19 protein-coding genes and 2 pseudogenes are annotated in these 20,102 nt (G+C 63.8%); 12 read left to right on the plus strand and 9 right to left on the minus strand.

Translation table 11 applies throughout. From position 1 onward, the window contains the following. Nucleotides 1-3 precede the first annotated feature (3 nt). Entirely contained in the window at nucleotides 4-768 is a 765-nt protein-coding gene (locus tag IVB27_RS05545; RefSeq protein WP_247442013.1) for an alpha/beta fold hydrolase, read from the minus strand. Nucleotides 769-1,075: 307 nt separating this feature from the next. Between IVB27_RS05545 and IVB27_RS05550 the strand changes: the two genes are divergently transcribed. The 3 genes from IVB27_RS05550 (at nucleotide 1,076) to IVB27_RS05560 (ending at nucleotide 5,204) form a co-directional block, all read left to right on the plus strand. Further along, nucleotides 1,076-1,567, plus strand: a complete 492-nt coding sequence (locus tag IVB27_RS05550) for a (2Fe-2S)-binding protein (RefSeq protein ID WP_027514647.1) — start codon at nucleotides 1,076-1,078, stop codon at nucleotides 1,565-1,567. After that, nucleotides 1,564-3,846, plus strand: coding sequence for a xanthine dehydrogenase family protein molybdopterin-binding subunit (locus IVB27_RS05555; protein ID WP_247442015.1), 2,283 nt, complete (start codon nucleotides 1,564-1,566; stop codon nucleotides 3,844-3,846). The genes IVB27_RS05550 and IVB27_RS05555 overlap by 4 nt, the downstream gene beginning before the upstream one ends. Before the next feature lie 263 nt (nucleotides 3,847-4,109). Then, the gene (locus IVB27_RS05560) at nucleotides 4,110-5,204 is read left to right on the plus strand and encodes an HD-GYP domain-containing protein (protein WP_247442017.1); all 1,095 of its coding nucleotides are present in this window, start codon (nucleotides 4,110-4,112) and stop codon (nucleotides 5,202-5,204) included. Nucleotides 5,205-5,220: 16 nt separating this feature from the next. Here the strand turns inward: IVB27_RS05560 and IVB27_RS05565 are convergent, their stop codons facing one another. Both IVB27_RS05565 and IVB27_RS05570 read right to left on the minus strand, forming a co-directional pair. After that, the gene (locus IVB27_RS05565; RefSeq protein ID WP_247442019.1) at nucleotides 5,221-6,798 is read right to left on the minus strand and encodes an AMP-binding protein; all 1,578 of its coding nucleotides are present in this window, start codon (nucleotides 6,796-6,798) and stop codon (nucleotides 5,221-5,223) included. A 98-nt stretch (nucleotides 6,799-6,896) separates the two neighbouring features. After that, nucleotides 6,897-7,307: a VOC family protein gene (locus tag IVB27_RS05570; protein ID WP_247442021.1), complete on the minus strand. Its 411-nt coding sequence runs from the start codon at nucleotides 7,305-7,307 to the stop codon at nucleotides 6,897-6,899. Nucleotides 7,308-7,432: 125 nt separating this feature from the next. Here IVB27_RS05570 and IVB27_RS05575 point away from each other — a divergent pair, with 125 nt between their 5' ends. Together IVB27_RS05575 and IVB27_RS05580 are read left to right on the plus strand one after the other, a co-directional pair. Beyond that, a complete protein-coding gene (locus IVB27_RS05575) occupies nucleotides 7,433-8,407 on the plus strand; it encodes a Bug family tripartite tricarboxylate transporter substrate binding protein (protein WP_247442022.1) in 975 nt (324 codons plus the stop codon). A 149-nt stretch (nucleotides 8,408-8,556) separates the two neighbouring features. Further along, nucleotides 8,557-8,835, plus strand: a complete 279-nt coding sequence (locus IVB27_RS05580; RefSeq protein WP_247351570.1) for a DUF3551 domain-containing protein — start codon at nucleotides 8,557-8,559, stop codon at nucleotides 8,833-8,835. Between the two features lie 78 nt (nucleotides 8,836-8,913). Here IVB27_RS05580 and IVB27_RS05585 read toward each other — a convergent pair whose 3' ends face one another. Next, the gene (locus tag IVB27_RS05585; RefSeq protein WP_247442024.1) at nucleotides 8,914-10,182 is read right to left on the minus strand and encodes a S1C family serine protease; all 1,269 of its coding nucleotides are present in this window, start codon (nucleotides 10,180-10,182) and stop codon (nucleotides 8,914-8,916) included. A gap of 201 nt (nucleotides 10,183-10,383) precedes the next feature. Here IVB27_RS05585 and IVB27_RS05590 point away from each other — a divergent pair, with 201 nt between their 5' ends. From IVB27_RS05590 to IVB27_RS05615, 6 genes and pseudogenes are all read left to right on the plus strand, one after another. Further along, complete coding sequence (locus IVB27_RS05590; protein ID WP_247442027.1) at nucleotides 10,384-11,001, plus strand: hypothetical protein; 618 nt, start codon at nucleotides 10,384-10,386, stop codon at nucleotides 10,999-11,001. Continuing rightward, nucleotides 10,988-11,362: a transcriptional regulator gene (locus IVB27_RS05595; protein ID WP_247351578.1), complete on the plus strand. Its 375-nt coding sequence runs from the start codon at nucleotides 10,988-10,990 to the stop codon at nucleotides 11,360-11,362. The genes IVB27_RS05590 and IVB27_RS05595 overlap by 14 nt, the downstream gene beginning before the upstream one ends. Before the next feature lie 29 nt (nucleotides 11,363-11,391). After that, on the plus strand, nucleotides 11,392-12,132 hold the full coding sequence (locus IVB27_RS05600) for a di-trans,poly-cis-decaprenylcistransferase (RefSeq protein ID WP_247442028.1): 741 nt from the start codon (nucleotides 11,392-11,394) through the stop codon (nucleotides 12,130-12,132). Nucleotides 12,133-12,409: 277 nt separating this feature from the next. After that, nucleotides 12,410-12,601 (plus strand): annotated as a pseudogene (locus IVB27_RS05605) (cyclic nucleotide-binding domain-containing protein); the annotation flags it as partial. A 40-nt stretch (nucleotides 12,602-12,641) separates the two neighbouring features. After that, a pseudogene (locus tag IVB27_RS05610) lies at nucleotides 12,642-12,785 on the plus strand (DNA-3-methyladenine glycosylase I); the annotation flags it as partial. Nucleotides 12,786-13,051: 266 nt separating this feature from the next. After that, nucleotides 13,052-13,345, plus strand: a complete 294-nt coding sequence (locus IVB27_RS05615; RefSeq protein ID WP_247351582.1) for a hypothetical protein — start codon at nucleotides 13,052-13,054, stop codon at nucleotides 13,343-13,345. 79 nt (nucleotides 13,346-13,424) lie between these two features. Here the strand turns inward: IVB27_RS05615 and dinB are convergent, their stop codons facing one another. Further along, the gene (gene dinB / locus IVB27_RS05620; protein WP_247442030.1) at nucleotides 13,425-14,522 is read right to left on the minus strand and encodes a DNA polymerase IV; all 1,098 of its coding nucleotides are present in this window, start codon (nucleotides 14,520-14,522) and stop codon (nucleotides 13,425-13,427) included. 123 nt (nucleotides 14,523-14,645) lie between these two features. Between dinB and IVB27_RS05625 the strand changes: the two genes are divergently transcribed. Beyond that, nucleotides 14,646-14,855 carry a hypothetical protein gene (locus IVB27_RS05625; protein WP_247351587.1) on the plus strand — a complete coding sequence of 70 codons (210 nt, stop codon included), beginning with the start codon at nucleotides 14,646-14,648 and terminating at the stop codon, nucleotides 14,853-14,855. Nucleotides 14,856-15,078: 223 nt separating this feature from the next. Here the strand turns inward: IVB27_RS05625 and IVB27_RS05630 are convergent, their stop codons facing one another. The 4 genes from IVB27_RS05630 to IVB27_RS05645 form a co-directional block, all read right to left on the minus strand. Next, a complete protein-coding gene (locus IVB27_RS05630; protein ID WP_247442033.1) occupies nucleotides 15,079-16,926 on the minus strand; it encodes an acyltransferase family protein in 1,848 nt (615 codons plus the stop codon). Nucleotides 16,927-17,792: 866 nt separating this feature from the next. After that, nucleotides 17,793-18,380, minus strand: coding sequence for a TMEM175 family protein (locus tag IVB27_RS05635; RefSeq protein WP_247442035.1), 588 nt, complete (start codon nucleotides 18,378-18,380; stop codon nucleotides 17,793-17,795). 47 nt (nucleotides 18,381-18,427) lie between these two features. Further along, the gene (locus IVB27_RS05640) at nucleotides 18,428-19,198 is read right to left on the minus strand and encodes an SDR family oxidoreductase (RefSeq protein ID WP_247442036.1); all 771 of its coding nucleotides are present in this window, start codon (nucleotides 19,196-19,198) and stop codon (nucleotides 18,428-18,430) included. A 16-nt stretch (nucleotides 19,199-19,214) separates the two neighbouring features. Further along, nucleotides 19,215-20,075, minus strand: a complete 861-nt coding sequence (locus IVB27_RS05645; protein ID WP_247442038.1) for an alpha/beta fold hydrolase — start codon at nucleotides 20,073-20,075, stop codon at nucleotides 19,215-19,217. Between the last annotated feature and the right edge of the window lie 27 nt (nucleotides 20,076-20,102).

Genomic DNA, 20,102 nt, shown 5'->3' on the forward strand with positions numbered 1-20,102 from the left:
GTCCTATCCCGGCAAGTTCTTCAGGAAAGGCACCACCGCGTCAACAAAAGCCTGCGGCTGATCCATATTGACGGCATGCCCGGCGGCGGGGATCACGACCTTTTGCGCGCCGGGAATTTTTGCGGCCATGTAGTCCGACGCTGCGAGGAACGGCGTGTCGTCGGCACCGACCACGATCAGCGACGGCACCTGGATCTCCGGGAGCAGCTCGATCACCTTCGCATCGCGCTGGGTCAGCATGCCGCGTGCGGCAAGCGCCAATCCCCTGGCATTGCGATGGCTGGCCGTGGCGCGCTCGCGCGTCGCTGCCTTCAGCATGTCGAGGCCTTCGCGATCGAGCCTGTCGGCAGTGGCGAGCGCTCGCGCGTTCCAGGCCTCGCGCGCGTCGTCCTTCTTGAAGCCCGGGCCGGTGTCGATGATCAGCAGCGCGCGGGCGCGCATCGGATGCGCGCGAGTGAAAGCGAGTGTCATGTAGCCGCCGAGCGACAGCCCGCCGATGATGGCGCGCTCAGCGCCGGCTGCATCGAGGATCGCGGCCATGTCGCCGACGGTCAGCGCCTCGCTGTAGGCGGCGGGATCGTCGGGGTAGTCGGACTGGCCGTGACCGCGCATGTCCCACAAGATCAGCTTGTGATCCCTGCCAAGCGCATCGACCTGCCCATGCCACATTGCCGAGGTCGAGGAGTAGCCATGGGTCAGCAGCAGCGGCGGCCCCTCGCCATGAACCTCGTAATAGATTCCGACGCCGTCCCGATCGATCCTTGGCATTGCTTCCACCTTGTTATCTTGTTTCTTGGCCCATCCTAACGCGCCGGGTTACTCGGAGGAAACCGCCTGATTGCGATGGCTCGCATGCCTGGCGCCGCACTCGGTTGCGTTCAGTGGCTGCAACATCGCCCTTGTCGCGACGCACAACGAGCAGGCGGCGCGTTTGTTTCGATCGATTCCAAATTGCATTTGCCTCCGCCGCTGAACCCGATCATTCTTGCGGGCAAGGCTGGCGCCGGCCCGGTGGGCGTCCGCGACACAAGTTGCCGCCGTAAGCGGCTTCATGCACCGGCAGGGGAAGACGCCTATGCCAACTCTCACCATCAACGGGCGGAGTATGTCCGTGGATGCGGCGAACGACACGCCGCTCCTCTGGGCGATCCGCGAGCAATTGCAGATGACCGGCACCAAGTTCGGCTGCGGTGCCGGCCTGTGCGGTGCCTGCACCGTGCACGTCAACGGCGAAGCCGTGCGTTCGTGCCAGACCATGGTCGGCGATGTCGCCGGCAAGAAGATCACCACCATCGAAGGCCTCGCCGCCAAGGGCGATCATCCCTTGCAGAAGGCGTGGATCGCCGAGCAGGTGCCGCAATGCGGCTACTGCCAGTCCGGGCAGATCATGCAGGCGGCTTCGCTGCTCGCGAAGAATCCCAATCCGACCAAGGAAGAGGTCGTGGCGCATATGGACGGCAATCTCTGCCGTTGCATGACCTATTCGCGGATCCAGAAGGCAATCATGCGCGCCGCAACCGAGATGCGCACCGCATCCGCCTCCGGCAACGAACGGAGGCCCACATGAACCGGCACGTGAAGAACGTCACATCAGAGACATCAGATCTTAGCCGCCGCTCCTTCCTGGTCGGCACCGCCGCAACCGGCCTCGTGCTCGGTTATGCCGGTGTACCCGGCATCGGTGAGGCGCTTGCGGCGCCCTCCAACTTCGAGCCCAGCGTCTGGTACGCGATCGCGCCCGATGGTCTTGTCACCGTCACCTGCGGCAAGGCCGACATGGGCCAGCACATCGCCTCCACCATGGCGCAGATCGTGGCCGAAGAGTTAGGGGCCAAATGGAGCGACATGCGCGTTCAGCTTGCCTCCAACGATCCGAAGTTCAACGACCCCGTGCTCGGTGCGCAGATCACCGGCGGCAGCTGGTCGACCATGATGAACTTCGACGCCATGAGCCGCGCGGGTGCCGCGGGCCGCATGGCCTTGACGGAAGGCGCGGCCGCCGCGATGGGCGTGCCGGCCTCCGAACTCGTGGTGCGCGATTCCATGATCGCGCATCCGAAGTCGAAGAAGCAGATGTCGTTCGCAGATGTTGTCAAGAGCGGTAAGGCGACCAAGACCTTCACGCCGGACGAGCTGAAGGCGATCAAGCTGAAGACTCCGGATCAGTACACCATGATCGGCGTGTCGGTGCCGCAGCTCGACATCCCCTCCAAGACCAACGGCACGGCCAAATACGGCATCGACGTGATGCTTCCGGGCATGGCTTATGGCGCGGTGGTCACGCCACCGGTGCGCTTCGGCGCCACGGTGAAATCGGTCGACGACAGCGCCGCCAAGAAGGTGCCGGGCTTCATCAAGGCCGTCACCCTCGACGACAAGACGCAGACGACGTCGGGCTGGGTGGTGGCGGTGGCCAGCACCTACGCCAACGCCAAGAAGGCCGCTGCCGCGCTGAAGATCAGCTATGACGGCGGTCCCAACGCGAAGGTGTCGAGCGAGTCGCTGTATGCCGAGGCCAAGCGGCTGCAGGCTCTCGACGATTCCGGACAGTTCTTTGTCAAGGACGGCGATCCCGTGGCCGCGTTCGGCACGGCGGCCAAGGTGCTTGAGGCGGAGTACACCACCAGCATCAACATCCACGCACCGATGGAGCCGATGAACGCCACCGCGGAGTTCAAGGGCGACATCCTGCACATCTATTCCGGCAACCAGTTCGCGACGCGCTCCGGCGGGATCGCCGCGGGCGCAGCCGGGATCGATCCGAAATTTGTGGTCATGCACCAGATGTGGCTCGGCGGCGGCTTTGGCCGCAGGCTCGATGCCGACATGATGATTCCGGCGGTGCAGGCGGCGAAGGCGATCGGCAAGCCGGTGAAGGTGATCTACACGCGCGAAAACGACATGACGATGGACTTCTCGCGTCCGCTCACCTTGCAGAAGGTGAAGGCCGGCGTGGACGGCGACGGCAAGCTCATCGCGCTCAGCCACGACGTGGTCTCGGCCTGGCCGACCCAGCGCTGGGGAATCCCAGATTTCCTGACGCCGTCAGTCGACAAGAAGGGTCCACTCGACTCCTTCACGGTGAACGGAGCGGACTTCTTCTACACCGTACCCAACCACTATGTGCGCGCGATCAAGAACGAGATGGCGCACAACGCCACCCCGTCCGGTCAGCTCCGATCGGTGGCGCCCGGCTGGACGTTCTGGGCGGTCGAAAGCATGATCGACGAGATCGCGGCCGCGACCGGCAAGGACCCGGCGCAGTTCCGCATCTCGCTGCTCGACGGCGCCGGCAAGAACGACGGCGGCGCGCAGCGGCTCCGCAACACGCTGCTCGCCGCGATGGGTCTCGCCGGTTACGGCAGCAGGAAGCTGCCGAAGGGTGAGGGCATGGGTGTCGCCTGCGTGTCGTCGCAGGAACGCGCGACCGCAAGCTGGACGGCCTGCGTTGCCCATGTCGCCGTTGCGCCGTCGGGCGAGGTAACCGTGAAGAAGCTCACGGTCGCAACCGACGTCGGCACGCAAGTGCATCCCGACAACATCCGCGCCCAGGTCGAGGGCGCGGCGCTGTGGGGCCTGTCGCTGGCGATGTACGAGAAGGCGACGCTGAAGGATGGTGGCATCGAACAGACCAATTTCGATAGCTACACGCCCTTGCGCATGAGCCAGATGCCGGAGGTCGCGATCGCCGTGATCGCCAATGGCGAAAAGGCCACCGGCGTCGGCGAGCCTGCCGTGACGGTGATTGCACCCGCGATCGGCAACGCCATCTTCAACGCCTCGGGCGCCCGCGTCCGAGCCCTGCCGATCACGGCCGAAGCCGTAAAGGGCGCGATGAAGGCGTAAGCCGGCAGCGATTGACCTGACATGATCCGCCGGAGGGCAGCCTCCGGCGGATTTGTCTTTGGAAAACCCTTTTACTTACAAGCACATCCCTACTGTGCATGGGGTTGTTTTCGCTCTTTTGAGTGGAACCGCTCGGGGAGGCGATCTCCGTAAGATTGTCCCTGATTCCGCAGGGTTCCATTGAGCACGCCTCTTAAGGGCCAGAGAACCTGATCCGGCTTAGGCTGACGCCAAATCCAGTCCCGTGTGCTCTTGGGGAAGCCATGAACGCCTCAGCCAAAACCGCCGCCAAACGCCGGCTTCTGCTCGCCTCCGACCGGAGCGACGAAAGCACCGAGCTCGCCAGCATCCTCAAGGCGGTCGGCGACGTCGCGACGGTGACGACCCAGGAGCTCCCCGAGCAGCCTTCACGCGAGCTCTCCGGCCTCGTGGTCGACATCAATTTGCGCTCGCCCGAGAGCGTGCAGCGGGTGCGCAACAAGCTGCGCGGCGACGCCTATCGCGCGATGCCGCGGCTGTTCGTGCTTGCGGACGCCCTGCATCACGGCACCATGCAGGCTTGGGCGCTGGGCGCCACCGACACCATCTCGCGGCCGCTTCAGCCCGAGGCTATCCTGCAGCGCATCCGTGCGGCCTTCCCTGACACCGCCGTCTATGACGCGACCGATCGCGGCAAGACGCTCAATCGCGGCGTCGAGGCGGCGCATGCGATTCTGAAGAAGATGTTCGAGAAGCTGCCGCTCGGCGTGCCGCTGACCTTCGACGACGTCATCGCCGCCGAGAGCAAGATCCTGAAGGCGATCAAGCACTCCTCGCTGCGCGAATGGCTCACCACGGTGGGCTGCCATCATGTCGGCAGCTACCGCCACTGCCTGTTCGTCACCGGATTTGCGGTCTCCTTCGCCCAGCACCTCGGCATGCGCGAGGACGATCAGCGCCGGCTGACCCGCGCCGCGCTGCTGCACGACGTCGGCAAGGCCTTCGTTCCCTCCGCGCTGCTCGACAAGCCCGGCAAGCTCACAGACGAGGAGATGGCCGAAGTCCGCCAGCATCCGCGCCGCGGCTATGACGCGCTCGCAGCCCAGGGCGGCTTTCCGCCGGAGATGCTCGACGTCGTGCTGCACCATCACGAATTTCTCGACGGCAGCGGCTATCCCAACGGCCTGTCGTCGAACCAGATCAGCGACATCGTGCGGGTCACGACGATCGTCGACATCTACGCAGCACTCGTGGAGAAGCGCGCCTACCGCATGCCCTTCACCCATTCGCGCGCGTTTGCGATGATGGAAGGCATGGGCGCCAAGCTGGACCAGCAGCTGTTGCAGGCGTTCCGCCCGGTGGCGCTGGGATCGTTCTGAAGCATCATCCTACGAGCTACCCCACCATCTTCCTCAGCTCCGCCTTCGCCACCTTCTCCAGCGTGGAGCGGGGCATGTCGTCGACGAAACGAATTTCGCGCGGCACCTTGAAGTCGGCGAGGCCGGCGCGGCAGGCGGTCATGACGGCTTCGTGCAGATCGGGCCGCGCACCGGCGACGCCACCCTGCGGGATGATGAAGACGACCGGCACCTCGTCCAGCATCGGATGCGTCTTCGCCACCACGGCGGCCTCGCGCACGCCGGGGACGAGTGCGACCACCTGCTCGATCTCGGACGCGGCGACGTTCTCGCCGCCGACCTTGAGCATGTCCTTGCTGCGGTCCCCGAAGCGGATAGTGCCGTTCTCCAGCCGCACCACGCGATCACCGGTGAGAAAGAAGCCGTGCTCGTCGAAGCTCTCGCGCGTCGCCTTCTCGTTGTGCAGATATTCGGCGAACAGCGACAGGCCGACGATGCCCTTGATCGAGAGATTGCCGGTGTCGCCGACCTCCGTCGGCCTTCCGTCATCGCCGGTGATGCGGATCTGGTATTCGCTCGCGGCGCGGCCGATCGACATCGGGACGTTGGGTTGGTCGACCTCGCCGACGATGCCGTGGGTGATGGTCTCGGTCATGCCCCACCAGCCGATGATCTTGACGCCGAAAGCGGCGAAGGCCGGCGGCTCGTTGATCGCGGTGCCCCATAAGCGAAATTTGTGATCGCGCGGGACTTCCTGCTCGAGCAGCGCCTTCATGCAAAACGGTATCGTCGAGGTCCAGGTCGAGCCGTGCTCGCGCGCGACGCCCCAGAATCGGCTGGCGGAAAAGCGCTGCTGGATCACGCAGGTGGCGCCGACCCATAGCGCCGCCAGCATCGAATAGGCCAGCGCATTGGTGTGGAACAGCGGCAGATAGGTCTGATGCACGTCGCTTGCGTGCAGGTCCTCGTGCGCGGCGTTGATCTTGGCGCCCCACAGCGCATTGGCGTGGGTCCACAGCACCGCCTTCGGACGCGATGTCGTGCCCGAGGTATATTGCACGCTGCACGGCGCGAGCGGATCTGCCGCACGCCTGGGACGATTGGCGCTGTCGGCGAACAGCGCTTCGAAACTATCGCCGCGTGAGACCGCTTGCGCAGGCGCCGCGCCCGAATCATGCGAGGTCACTGCCATCCAGCGGACGTTGCGGCAGTTCTGCGCGACGATCTCGGCATAGGCCGGCTGCGTGATCGCGGCGACCGCGCCGCAATGATCGGCGAAATAGTCGAGCTCGGCCGGTGCCGAGCGCGTGTTGGTGGTCACCGCGATGGCGCCGAGTTCGACACAGGCAAACCAGGCCAGCAGCGCCTCGATGCAATTGTCGAGATGAATGAGCACATATTCGCCCGGCTTCACGCCGCGCTTCGCCAGTCCCGCCGCGAGCGCGCCGACCCGCTCGTGAAACTCGCGATAGCTCCAGTGCCGTGCGGGCGCGTCGAACGGCGCCCAGATCAGGAACGGATGTGAGCTGCGCATTTCGGCGCGCATCTTCAGCAGCGAGGGCACGTCGAGCCCATCGAATGGGCTCACGATTCCGGCGGCCGTGTCGTTCGGCATGTTTGCTCCCGTGCAGCCTGCTTCTGGTTGGCGGCTGTCTTCAGATTATCGTCGGGAGCTCTTTTGCCATTGGATGGCGCAGGGAGCAAATGCGCCGGTCAATCCGCGTACGACGAAATCTCGATCAAACTCCCATCCGGATCCCGGCAATAGACCGAGCGCAGCGTGCCGCGGGCACCCTGCTCGGGAACCGGGCCTTGCTCGATCGCGACGCCATGTGCCTTCAAATGCGCCACCACCTCGCCGGGCGCGGCCGAGGTGAGAAAGCACAGATCTTCGCTGCCGGGGGTCTGGTGATCCGCGGTGAACCACTCCACCTTGTCGGCATCGCGCGGCCGGACGTTGATCTTCTGGTTACCGAATTGTAGCGAAGTCCGCGGCGCTTTGCCGCCGCCGGGGTCGAACACCTTGACTTCCATGCCGAGAATCCTGCCGTACCACTCGGCGGTCACTGCGACGTCCGCGACGTTGATCACGAGATGATCGAGGGCTTCGACCTTGACCGGCATGCGTTATCCTTTCGTCGTGATGCGCCCCGTGCACTTTCCGCCTGCGGCAAGCTTTGTTACAACCGCATCGACGCCACTTTCAAGCTGTCTGGCTTCAAGAACAACACGTTGGGAGAACCCTTGAGATGATCACTCGCCGTACCGCGCTGAGCCTGCTCGCCGCCAGTCCGCTTGCAGCCAGCCCGCTGTCGAAGGCCCTTGCCGCCGATTATCCGGCCCACCCGGTGAAATGGGTGGTCGGCTTTCCGCCGGGCGGGGCCACCGACATCCTGGCGCGGCTGATCGGCCAGCGGCTGTCGGAGAAGATCGGCCAGCAATTCGTGATCGAGAACAAGCCGGGTGCCGGCAACAATATCGCCACCGAATCGGTCGTCAACGCCGAGCCCGACGGCTACACGCTGCAACTGGTCAATCCGGCCAACTTCATCAACGCCTCGCTCTACACCAATCTGAAGTTCAACTTCGTGCGGGACATCGCGCCGATCGCCTCGTTCCAGCGCGTGCCGAACGTGATGACCGTCAACAAGGACGTGCCGGCCAAGACCGTCGCCGAGTTCATCGAATACGTGAAGGCCAATCCCGGCAAGGTCAACATGGCCTCCTCGGGCAACGGCACCTCGGTGCATCTGTCCGGCGAGATGTTCATGGCGCTGACGGGCTGCAAGATGCAGCACGTGCCCTATCGCGGCGCCGCGCCCGCGATCACCGACATGCTCGGCGGCCAGGTGCAGGTGATCTTCGACAACATGCCCTCGATCATCCAGCACATCCGTTCCGGTTCGCTCCGCGCTATCGGCGTCACCACGGCGGAGCGCTCGCCGCAATTGCCCGACGTGCCGGCGATCGGTGAGACCGTGAAGGGCTACGAGGCGAGCGCGCTGTTCGGCATGGGTGCGCCGAAGAACACGCCCAAGGAGATCATCGCCAAGCTCAACGGCGAGATCAACACGCTGATGAAGGAGCCGGACATGACCAAGCGCCTGGTCGAGCTCGGCGGCGAGCCGCGGGTGCAGACGCCCGAGGCGTTCGGCGAAGAGATCAAGGCCGAGACCGAGAAGTGGAAGAAGGTCGTCGAGTTCGCCGGCCTGAAGATCGAGTAGCGATCTTGTGATGTCCGTGATTGGAGCCCTGCCGTTCGGCAGGGCTTTTTTCTTGGGTGCCAAGACCCGTCGATCTGGAATAAAACGGCGTGGCGAAACCTGATGCTATATGGCGCGTATCTCGCGCTGTGAGGAGAGGAGTTGGGATCATGCGCAAGACACAATTGGCGCTTCTGGGCCTTGGCGCGACAGTCCTTGCCGGCTTCGCCACTGTCACGCCCGCGGCGGCACGCGACTACCCATGGTGCGCCCAGGGCGGGGAATATGATTATCCCGGTGAGTGTGCTTACAGCACCTATGAGCAGTGCCAGGCCAGCGTGTCTGGACGGCTGCTGTATTGCGGGCCCAATCCGCGTGTCGCCTACGGTCAGGCGCCTCTGCCGCAATCGCGATCGTCCCGGCGCGTGCGGCCCGTCGCGCCGTATTGAGGAGCTCGCGGTTTGACCTGGGCGCCCGGATGGCGCGGAAGCGGAATCCGGGCTACGCAGACGCAGCCCGCGTTGTCGCTACCGTTTGGCGTCGGCCTGCTCGGTCCCGTTGCACGAGATCAGCATCGTGTACGGCCGCGCGTTGCCGGCGATGTCGGTGGTCTTGAGCTCTCCCTTGAGCTCTCCCTTGAGCTCTCCCTTGGGCTCGGAGGTCTGGTAGGGCACCACGCTGTTGTCGAGGAAGTCGCGCAACGCGCCGGTCTTGATGGCGAAGTTGATGTTCTCGGGAATGTTGCCGGTCGCGGCGGCGATGCGCAATACGGGGATCTTTGCGGTGACAACGCCCACGATCTGACCGGTGGTGTCGAACAGCGGGCCGCCGCTATTGCCGGGCTGCACCGGCGCGCTGATTTGCAGGAAACGCGTGTCGTTGCGCATGCCGCTGAGCGAGCTCGCGATACCGGTCGTCACGGTGAAGTCCGACGTGAGCAGGCCATGGAAGGGAAAGCCGATTACGATGACGGAATCGCCGGAGCGGATCGAGCGGTCGCGAATCCGCGCAAATTCCTTGAATGTCATGGTCGATGGCGCCTGCAAGAGCGCGAGATCGTTGTTCGCGTCGCTCGACACGACGCGCAGCGCCATCGAGGCCTCGCCGGTGAGATTGCCTTTGATGTCGCCGACACAGCCGTCGATCACATGGTTGTTGGTGACGACGTGGCCGTTCGCGCTGACCACAAAGCCGGTGCCGCTCCTGGCCCTGGTAGCTTTGCTGCCGGCCGGCGGCGCCTGCTTGTCCGGCGCGGCCTGCGGCTTGGCGGCGATCTTGGTGAAATCGCCGGCCTTGCTGAGCCCATCGGCCTTCACCTTGGTCGCGCAGTTGGCCAGGGCCGCGATCACGGGCCCGGTCGAGGTCAGGTCGAAATTCAGGACCGCGCGGCCGGCCGTCGCGACCATCAGGCTCGCTTTCTGGAACGTTCGCACGACGTTGGCAGGCATGACGGCCGTGAGCATGTTCGGCTGATTGGCCGTAGCAAACAGCCTAGCCTGCTCCTGTCCATCGAAGATGACGTCAATCGCGGCGTTCTCGCCCTTGTTGAAGCGGTAGCTGGGACTCGCAAAGGCCAGCGACCATGTGCCGGCCGCATTGTAACCCACGACAAGGATGACGCCGTTCGCGTAAGGTGTCGTCGCGGCGCAATGCGAGAAAGCTCCCGTTTCATCATTGCTGAACGCGCCGCCGATCCAGTTACCGACCTTGACGCTGCCGAACGGCCCGGCCGCATGCGCTGCGCTGAAGATGCTCACCTGCAATAAAGACGCAACGATTAATGACTTAAGCCACATACCTTCCCCCGGGAACGCTTTTGCGCTCATCTTATCTGCGGGAGGAGGTGCTGCGCAACCGACAGTTGTCGGGCCGTGCAGGCGGTCTCGGAGCGACCTTCCGGCTTGCCTTTACTTTGCAATCCCATATACTTTGCAATACAAAGTAACGGGACCAGCATTCCCGGCAAGCATGGGCGGAACGAGGTTTTGGCGTTGCCAATGCGCGATCTCGACAAGGCACTGGCCGACATCGTGGCGATCCGCAGCCAGATCGCGGCCGGCACGGCATTCCGCGGTTACGGCTCGGCGACGATGGCCGCGACCGGCGCGGTCGCGCTTCTCACCGCAATCCTGCAATTCTGGCTGCTCGGGGATCCCACCAGCGAGCCGCTCGGCTTCTTCTTCGGCTGGTTCATTGCCGCCGCGCTCTCCGGCCTGATCATCGGCGTCGAGATGCGCGCACGTTCGCGCCGCCATCACTCGGGTCTCGCCGACGCCATGATTCACCAGGCAGTCGAGCAGTTCCTGCCCGCAGGCGTGGCCGGTGTGCTGCTTGCGGTGGTGATGTGGAAGTTCGCGGGCGAAACGCTGTGGTTGCTGCCGGGCCTGTGGCAGATCCTGGTGTCGCTCGGCATTTTCGCCTCCGTCCGCTCGTTGCCGCGCGCCGTCGCACTCGCCGGCGCCTGGTATTTCATGTCCGGCTTTGCGGTGGTGGTGCTGGCGAGCCAAACCCACACGCTGTCGCCATGGACCATGGGCCTGCCCTTCGTAATCGGGCAGTCGGTGATGGCGGGCATTCTGTATTTCGCGTCCGGAGACCATGATGTCGAAGACTGACAGCGCGCCCTTCTCTTATGAAGGACTGGACCGCGTGATCCACGAGAAGGCGAGGCTCGGGCTTCTGACCTCGCTGATGGCGCATCCGAAGGGTCTGGCGTTCGCCGATCTCAAGCAACTCTGCGGCCTCACCGACGGCAATCTCAGCCGGCATCTCGCCGTGCTCCAGGAAGCCGGCCTCGTCGAGGTGACCAAGGGCTATGAGGGCAATCGCCCGCACACGACCTGCCGCCTGACCAAGGCCGGCCGCCGCCGCTTCCTCGACTATCTCACCGTGCTCGAACGCCTGGTGCGCGACGCGGCCAAGGCCGCCGGCCGGGAGGCGACGCCGCTCGGCCGTCTCGGTATCGTCTCGACTTGATCTTCCCTTTTTTGACCGGAGACTTTGCAATGCAAAGCGACCTTATATCCCGCAACGAGAAGCTTCACGTCGGCGTCATCATGGACGGCAACGGCAGATGGGCGACGCGGCGCGGCCTGTCGCGCATGCGCGGCCACGAGGCCGGCGTCGAGGCGATCCGCCGCATCGTCGAGGTCGCACCCAAGCAGGGCATCGGCACGCTGACGCTCTACGCATTCTCCACCGACAATTGGCGAAGGCCGAAGGCCGAAGTCGCCGCGCTGATGACGCTTCTGCGCTTCTATCTCGCCAATGAGGTGCAGAGCCTGGTGAAAAACGGCGTCCGCCTCACCGTGATCGGCCGCCGCGACCGCCTGCCTGACGGCATCGCCAACGCGATCGCGCGCGCCGAGGCGGCCACCGCGCACGGCAGCACGCTTCATCTGCGCATCGCCGTCGACTATTCCGCCCGCGATGCCATCCTCAACGCGGCGGCGAAGGCGGCGGCGCTGACGAGTCTCACCCGCGAAGCGTTCTCGCAGCTCGTCACCGGCGAAGCCGGTTTGCGCGACGTCGATCTCATCATCCGCACCTCGGGTGAGAAGCGGCTGTCGGACTTCCTGCTCTGGGAAGGCGCCTACGCCGAGTTGCACTTCACCGAGCGGATGTGGCCTGAATTCGACGCGGGCGATCTCGCCGCGGCCCTGGTCTCCTTCCACGGTCGCGAGCGTCGCTTCGGCGGCCTCCAGGCGATCGTGCCGGAGGAGGTGCCTTCACTCTCTCGCGTGTGACGCAGAAGGCGGGGCAACGGTGCCTGCGGCTGTCATGTGCGATGTCTTCGGGTTCAGTCGGGGGATTGGGCTTCTTTCAGGAAGTGGGACGGACGATCACGCCAACCAACCGCGGGACAGCGAGGAACAGTCGATGACGGCGGCGCGGCCTGAACGGCGCGTCGGAAAGCGCGAGACCGCCTGAACGCGGTCGTGTGTGACGTACGGCCTGGGAGACTGGTAGTCGATCCACCTCGCCAAGCGCCTGTCGCGATAGCCGGGCTTGCCGTGAACTTGAGCGCTGCTGCTCGCGCGCACGCCGGCGCAGCGGCTCAACGTCGCCAACACCTATCTCGCCGACCTCAAGCAGCAATATGCCGGCCATGGCACCCGTCTGATCATGGTCGGCGAAGTGCTCCAGAGCATAATCAACCTGCCGCCGCTCGAGGTCTCGCCAGGCTCGGATCGGCAATCCGATCCAAGGATGTGAGCCAGTCGGGCGCCACCTCGATGGGAGCTGCGGGCCGCTTCAGGAGCGCTTCGTCGGCTGGGACGGCTTTGTCACCCTCAAAGACGTCGTGGCTTGCCTGCGCGATGCCAGCCTCGACATCGCCGGCGAGGTCAAGTCCAAAGGTGATCTCGCAAAAGTGCAGGCGCCGTTCAACGCATGGGCGGCTCACGATTTGCTCGGCGACGGCGCGGACCGGGACATCCGGATCGTCGAAGCCGCCGAGTAGCATTGTCGATCGCCGGATCGTGGACATCCTGTGGCGATCTCGTGCCGCGAGCGCGGCGAATGAAACTCGCGATCACGAAATGAATTCTGTCGGAACATTTGTGCGCAGCACCCGTTCGGGAGATTGAGCCAGGCGAACATCGACGCAGGGAACCTGCTCTGGCTCAGCTCAATGAAACCGACGTGACAGAAACGGAGCAGCTCATGAAGCTCACATCCGAACAGGTGAAGCAGACCGTCAACCAGCTCGGCGCTCAGGTGCTGCCCGACGAGCATCCCGCCATGCCGCAGCTCAACAGCATGTTCGGCGAGCACACTTTCTTTGTCGACGATATGGGGCTGAAGGTCGTCGAGCCCACGGCGCCGCCCGGCACCGAGCGCCAGAGCGGCGAAGTCGTCAGCCTCGCCAACTGGGGCGATCCCGAACTGACCCGCCTGATGGCGCATGAGCCCGAGCCGACCGGCGTGATCGTGGTGTTCGAGCACGTGAGGCATTGATAGATCTGAGCCGATCGAATTTGATCGGTGGCGGTTCTGAATCCCGCCACCGATCAGGACGGGTTTAGAACCGCCAGGATCAAATGCCGAAAGTCAGCTGCGGCTCTGCGTCCCCCATCTGGAGGGCAGACAGCGATACCCCCAGCAGCCTGACACGCTTGGGTAGCGGCATTTCGAATTCGAGCAGGCCGCAAGCCAACCGCTCCAGATCGTCCCGGCCCGCAACCGGCGCCACGACGGATTTGCTGCGCGTGATGATCTCGAAGTCGGCAAATTTGATCTTCAAGGTGACGGTGCGGCCTCGGTTGCCGGTGGCCTCGCAATGGCGCCATACCTTGTCGACGAGCGGCTTGAGCTCGGCGACCAAGGCGTCGAATTCGGTGAGGTCGCTTGAGAACGTGGTCTCCGCGCCGATTGACTTGCGGATCCGGTCGGCCCGGACCGGCCGTTCGTCGACACCGCGCGAGATCCAATAGTAGTAGGCGCCCGACTTGCCGAAATTCGCATTCATAAACTCCAGCGTCTGACGACGAATATCGAGGCCGGTGAACATGCCGAGCGCGTTCATCTTCGCGCCGGTCGCCGGGCCTATGCCATGGAATTTTCCGACGGGCAACGCCTCGACGAAGGCGGGTCCCATCTCCGGCGAGATCACGAACTGACCGTTGGGCTTGCGATGGTCGGAGGCGAGTTTGGCCAGAAATTTGTTATAGGAGATGCCGGCCGATGCGTTGAGGCCCGTCTCGGCCTTGATCCTCTCGCGGATCCGCAGTGCGATGTCCCGCGCCAGCGGAATGCATTGCAGGTTTTCCGTCACGTCGAGATAGGCCTCGTCGAGCGACAACGGCTCGATGATGGGAGTGTGCTCGGCGAAGATGTCGCGGATCTGCCTGCTGATCGCCTTGTAGACCTCGAAGCGCGGCTTGACGAAGATCAGATCGGGACATTGTCGCTTCGCAGTCACGGACGGCATGGCAGAGCGAACGCCGAACGTGCGGGCCTCATAGCTGGCGGCCGCGACGACGCCGCGTTCCGCCGAGCCTCCCACGGCAACCGGCTTTCCGCGCAGGTCCGGATTATCGCGTTGTTCCACGGACGCATAGAAAGCATCCATGTCGATATGGATGATCTTGCGGACGGGCGAGGCATCGCCGGTCACGGTGTCGGATTCGCTCATGGACAGATGATACAATTGCGCGACGAGAAGCGCGAGGTGACGTGTGATTCACAGAGCAATCTCAGGCTTGTGAGTAGCAAGCATGACCACGCGATCTAATATGAGCTCGCGGAGGGACAGCCAATGCAATACAGTTCCGAACTCATTGTGACGATGCGTCAGGCGCTGGAGGCCGTGATGGCGAGCGTGCCGGCCGACCAGTCGGTGTTCGGCCTGAAAGCGGCCGTAGCCGAATGCATCCTGAAGGCGGCCGCACACGGTCAGACGTCGTACGACGGACTGGTAACGTCGGCTTCCGACCAGATCCAGGCGATCATCTCGATGCTGACGTGAGCGGGGGGCCCGGTTGGGCATGTGCCGTGCGTTCGAGCGTGTAAAATATCGACCATTGGCAGTCGCGTAGCAGGCGAGGTGTCAACTGGAAAACCGCGCTACAAACTGGCGCGGCCGGCCCGCCAGACCAAGTACGCTCCAGGCCTTCGCCGTCCTGCCGTCTCCTTCGATCAAGCCTGTGCTAACCACGGTGAGCTAAGCTCGGCTTTATGTAGTCCGGCCTTCAGTGCAAGACGGCGCTAGGAGAGGCAGCCTGCCGAAACAAATCCCGCCCCACGGCATCGAGTACCAGCCTAGCCCCGCCCGGTGACAGATGTATCGTATCAGTCACGATCACCTCGCCGGCCGGCGTGCGCACGAGGCATTGTTGCCGCTCATCGCATAGCACCTTCCGCAACGACACATAATCGACGCCGGCGGATTTGCTGAAAGCGGCCATCAGATCATCCTCTGCAGGCCCGGATACCCCGGCGCCGAGCCGGTCAGGAAGCTCGTGCGCGAAGCGATAGTGGTTGATGATCGCGTGCGGCAGCGTGCGCTTCCACACCGGCGGCGGCCCGACGATGACCACGCGCGCTACCCCGGTGCTCCGAAGCGCGGCGATGGTGCTGCCGAGCTTGTTCAGGTCGGTATCGAAACCCCACATCGCATGCAGCACGACGATATCGGGATGAGATCCCTTGATGACGGCAATGGCCCTGCCGTTGCTCTCGACGCAGGATGCATTCGGTCCCGCATCGAGGATCGGCGCACAGCCCGGCGCATTGAAACGCCCCACGCGGAACGAGGCTTCCCTTGCCGCATCCGCCGCGGCCGGATAGAGGGCCGCGGCGGATGAATCGCCCCAAAGCAGGAGCAGCGGCTTGTCGCCCTGCTCGATGCAGTTCGCATCAAAGCTACTCCCCGGTGCCTCCAGGAAACAGTGGTCCCTGAATGCGGGATTGTCATCGGTGCTGACCGTCGCGATTGCCTGTAGCGCCAGCGGAAATCGCGAGACAAAGCCGGCGGAGAGGATCGTGGCGATTCCGATCACGCCGACCAAGGCCAGCGCGATCGACAAAGCCGGCGCGGCATTGCGCCGATGACGGAACGGCGATTCGATGTAGCGATAGGTCAGGATTGACAACACGGTCGCGGCGAGAACTACGGCCCATATCTCGATGAAATTCGGAACCCCGTGCCGTACAATTCCGAGATAGGCCAGCAGCGGCCAGTGCCAGAGATAGAGTGGGTAGCTGATGAGACCGAGCAGCACGGCGGGCCGGCTCGACAATAGCACGCGGTTGACCGCGGCATTTGGCGACGCGATCACCAGTGCAGCGCCGATAACGGGGAGCAATGCCAGCGCCCCCGGAAAGGCCATCGCGCGATCGAACAGCAGAGCGGAAGATGCGATGGCACCAAGGCCAATCGCGCCGAGAAGGTTGCTCCTGCTTTTTCGAACGAGGTTGGCCTCGGCCACGAGCCCGCCGATCAGCAGTTCCCATGCCCGCGGCAAGGGGGCGTAGAAGCCCCACTCCAAGTTCGTCCTGGCCAGAGCCACGCCCGCCACCAGCGACAGCGCGATGGCGCCGAGGATGTATTGACGCCGGTGCGGCGAGCGCGCCAGCAGGCCGAGCGCCAGCGGCCAAAAGATGTAGAACTGTTCCTCGACACCGAGCGACCAAAGGTGGAGAAGCGCGTTCTCTCCGGCGAGTGGCGCAAAGTAGCTGGCCTGCCCGAGCTGGAACAGGTTTGAGGCGAAGAGAACGCTGGCGACGATGTTCTCTCCGAGCAGCCGGAACTGTGGAGGCAGCAGGATGGCGTATCCGAGCGCATAGGTGGCCAGCAGCACGGCGATCAGGGCCGGAAAGATGCGCTTGATGCGGCGGCCGTAGAATGCCGCGAGCGAGATGCCACCAGGCGTCAGCAGTATCCGCGTGATCAGAAAGCCAGAGATGACGAAGAAGACGTCAACGCCGACGAAGCCGCCGGGCAGCATCCAAGGGTGCGCGTGATAGCCGACGACCAGCAGGATTGAGACGGCACGCAGCCCGTCAATGTCTGGCCGATAGTTTTCCGACGGCTTCATCGACTTCGCAATAGCGAAATTCTTGTCGAGACACAATCCGACACGAAGTGGCAACTCATGGACATGATCGTGATCGGCAAGTTCCAGGCGGTGCCGTGCCAACTTCGGAGGTTGCGTCCTTGGGCCAACCTTCAATCGCGTTGAAGGCGACAATGCGCAGGGTAGGCATCGGGTAGCGACCGGTGCAGCGCCGTCTTCGTCCCAAGCGCGCACATCCAGACCTCGCGCTCCTCATCTTGTGGTGCGGATGACCGGCATGGCCTTGAGGACGGATCGGCTCGACGGGGTGTGTTCGGGGCCGTCGTAAGGAAACCGTAGGTAGACATGGTGCGGTGCCAGGATGGGCTTCGACTTGGTCCCCGCAATCGATCCATGCTTTCTTGCTTCGCCGGTGAACACGGAATTGAGCGAGAGCTTTGGGATCAGTCGGTTAGGCAGCGGTCCTAACAGCTGTCGGTCTCCTCATCTGACCTGCGATAATGCGTTTGTGGACAGATTGAAACACGACCGTGCAAAACGCTACGGCGAGCAAATTGGCGAGCGTTCAGGAACATCTCGCGTTGCGCACGGCAGGATCCGAAAGTAGAGCGGAAAGACGGCACAGCCCTCCGTGTTCTCGCGAACGTCAGACAGTCCCGTCGATCTTTACTCGACGGGTGTCGGGGCGCTCTTCCCGATCGCCAAAGACAGTGAGTTTCTCAGGTCGACGGGATCGCTGACGCGCACGGTTCCCGTCCATCCGCCCGTTCCGTCCGCGCGCCGAAGGCGATTGGGATTACCTGGTCGGTTCGGCGTCGGTCGAGCTGATGAAGTTGCCAATGTGTCGTGCGAACGGGCGCGGATCGTGCGCACTGCTATTGCATGAATTACGGTTGCGCGGCTCCCGGTGCTTCGGGCCTCAAATAGACGATCAGACAGCAACAACACAAGCCCAGCCCGACCAGCGGGAATTTCAACGCCACGGCCGCGGCCACCGCGAAAACACCTAACGTCACGATGGAGCGGATGCGCATGGTCCGGCGCTCGCCGGCCGAAACCTTGTTAAGCGGAATTCGCGCCATCAGCTCCCAGATCAAGGCGACGTAGGTCGCGTTCACCAGGAAGAAAACCGCCGCATAGAACGCGACCGGTTGCGGCGCGAGCTTGCTCACTGCCATCCAGGCGGTGGAGAGCGGCAGCAGCGACACTGAAAACAGATGCGCGAAATTAGACCAGATCAGGCGCGGCGTCGCGTCGGTGGCGTAGTGCATGAGATGGTGGTGATTGGCCCACACGATCGCAATGAAGAGGTAGCTCACAGCATAGCTGAGCCCTGTCGGCCACAGCGACAGCAGGGCATCGAACGTCGGAAGCTCCGGCGGGCGCAGTTCCAGAACCAGCACCGTGATCAGAACGGCGAACACGCCGTCGGAGAACGCGCTCAGTCGCTCCGGGGTCCGTCTCGCATGTGCCATGGCAGTCACCCCGCCGGTTTCGTGTCGTGTCGAACTCAGAGCGCCGGTCAGATCGACTTGACCTCGCCGCCATCCATCCTCAGCGTCGATCCCGTCATCCAGCGGGCACCCGGCGATACCAAAAAAGCCATCAGTTCTGCAATCTCTTCCGGCTCGCCATAGCGTGCGATGCCGGCATCCTGCGGGAATCTGGCGGTGGCCTCCTCCACGGCCATGTTGTGCAGCGGCGCCCAATGCGCGAGGTAGGAGCGGCGTCGGCCGGTCATGACCGGGCCGGGCAGAACGCTGTTGACCTGGATGCCGTCGGCGATGCCGCGATCCGAAAACGCTTTCGCCAGCGCCACGATCGCCGCGTTGATGGTCCCGACAGCGGCGTAGGGCGCCTTGGGAAATTGCGCCGAATTCCCCGACATCAGTACGACAGCGCCTTTGCTTTCTTTCAACGCCGGCCATGCCGCCATCGTCAGCCGGCGGGCGCCGTGGAATTTCAAGGCAAGGCCGCCGTCCCATTGCGCGTCGGTCATCTCGAACAGGTCGATCTGCGGCACCGCGCCTGCAATATTGAGAAGGGCATCGATCCGGCCGAAGGCTTTGAGCGTCCGGTCGACCACGCTGTTTGCCGCCGTCACCTCGGCAAGGTCGATGTCGATGACGAGCGGTTCGGCACCGGCCGCCTTCACGGCGTCCGCCGTCTTCTCGAGATTGGGACGGTCGCGCGCGGCGAGCACGACCGACGAAAAGTCCCGCGCGAGACGGATCGCGGTGGCGCGGCCGATGCCCTGGCTGGCGCCAGTGACGATGGCGACTGATTTCGGCATGTGATTTCTCGTGCTGTTAGACGTGGTGGATGAGGAATTCGCGCATCGCCGCCGCGATCTCGGCGGCATGCGTTTCCAGCGCGAAATGGCCGGTGTCGAAGAAACGGACCACCGCATCGGGAATGTCGCGTTTGAAAGCCTCGGCGCCGGGGGGCAGGAAGAACGGATCGTTCTTGCCCCACGCCGCCAGGAACGGCGGCTTGTGGGTGCGGAAGTAATTCTGGAATGCCGGGTAGAGCGCGATGTTGCTCTTGTAGTCGCCGAACAGGTCGAGCTGGATCTCGTCGGCGCCGGGACGCGCCAGATAGAAATTGTCCAGCGACAGGCCGTCGGGCGAGACGCTCGCCTCGTCAGTCACGCCGTGGGTGTATTGCCAGCGCGTCGTTTCCGGTGCGAGGAAGGCGCGAAGCGCGTCGCGGTTGGCCTGCGACGGCTCTTGCCAATAAGCCTTGATCGGAGTCCAGCCCTCGCTCAGCCCTTCTTCGTAGGCGTTGCCATTCTGCGAGATGATCGCGGTGATACGATCGGGGTGTTTGGCGGCAATCCGGAAACCGGTCGGCGCACCGTAGTCGAAGACGTAGATCGCGAAGCGCTTGAGGCCGATCACTTCGGTAAAGCGGTCGATGACATCAGCGATATGGTCGAACGTGTAGGTGAAGTTACTCCGCGCCGCCATGTCCGATTGGCCGAAGCCGGGCAGGTCGGGCGCGACGATATGGAAGCGATCGGCGAGCAGCGGGATCAGATCGCGGAACATGTGGCCCGCGCTCGGAAACCCGTGAAGCAACAGCAGTGTCGGAGCATCGGCCGCCCCGGCCTCGCGGTAGAAAATCTTGAAGCCATCGATATCGGCGGAGCGGTATTTGATCCCGGTCATCGGAATTCTCCTGAATTTTTGTAATCA

It is taken from the genome of Bradyrhizobium sp. 197, from assembly GCF_023073375.1.
Taxonomy (GTDB): domain Bacteria; phylum Pseudomonadota; class Alphaproteobacteria; order Rhizobiales; family Xanthobacteraceae; genus Bradyrhizobium.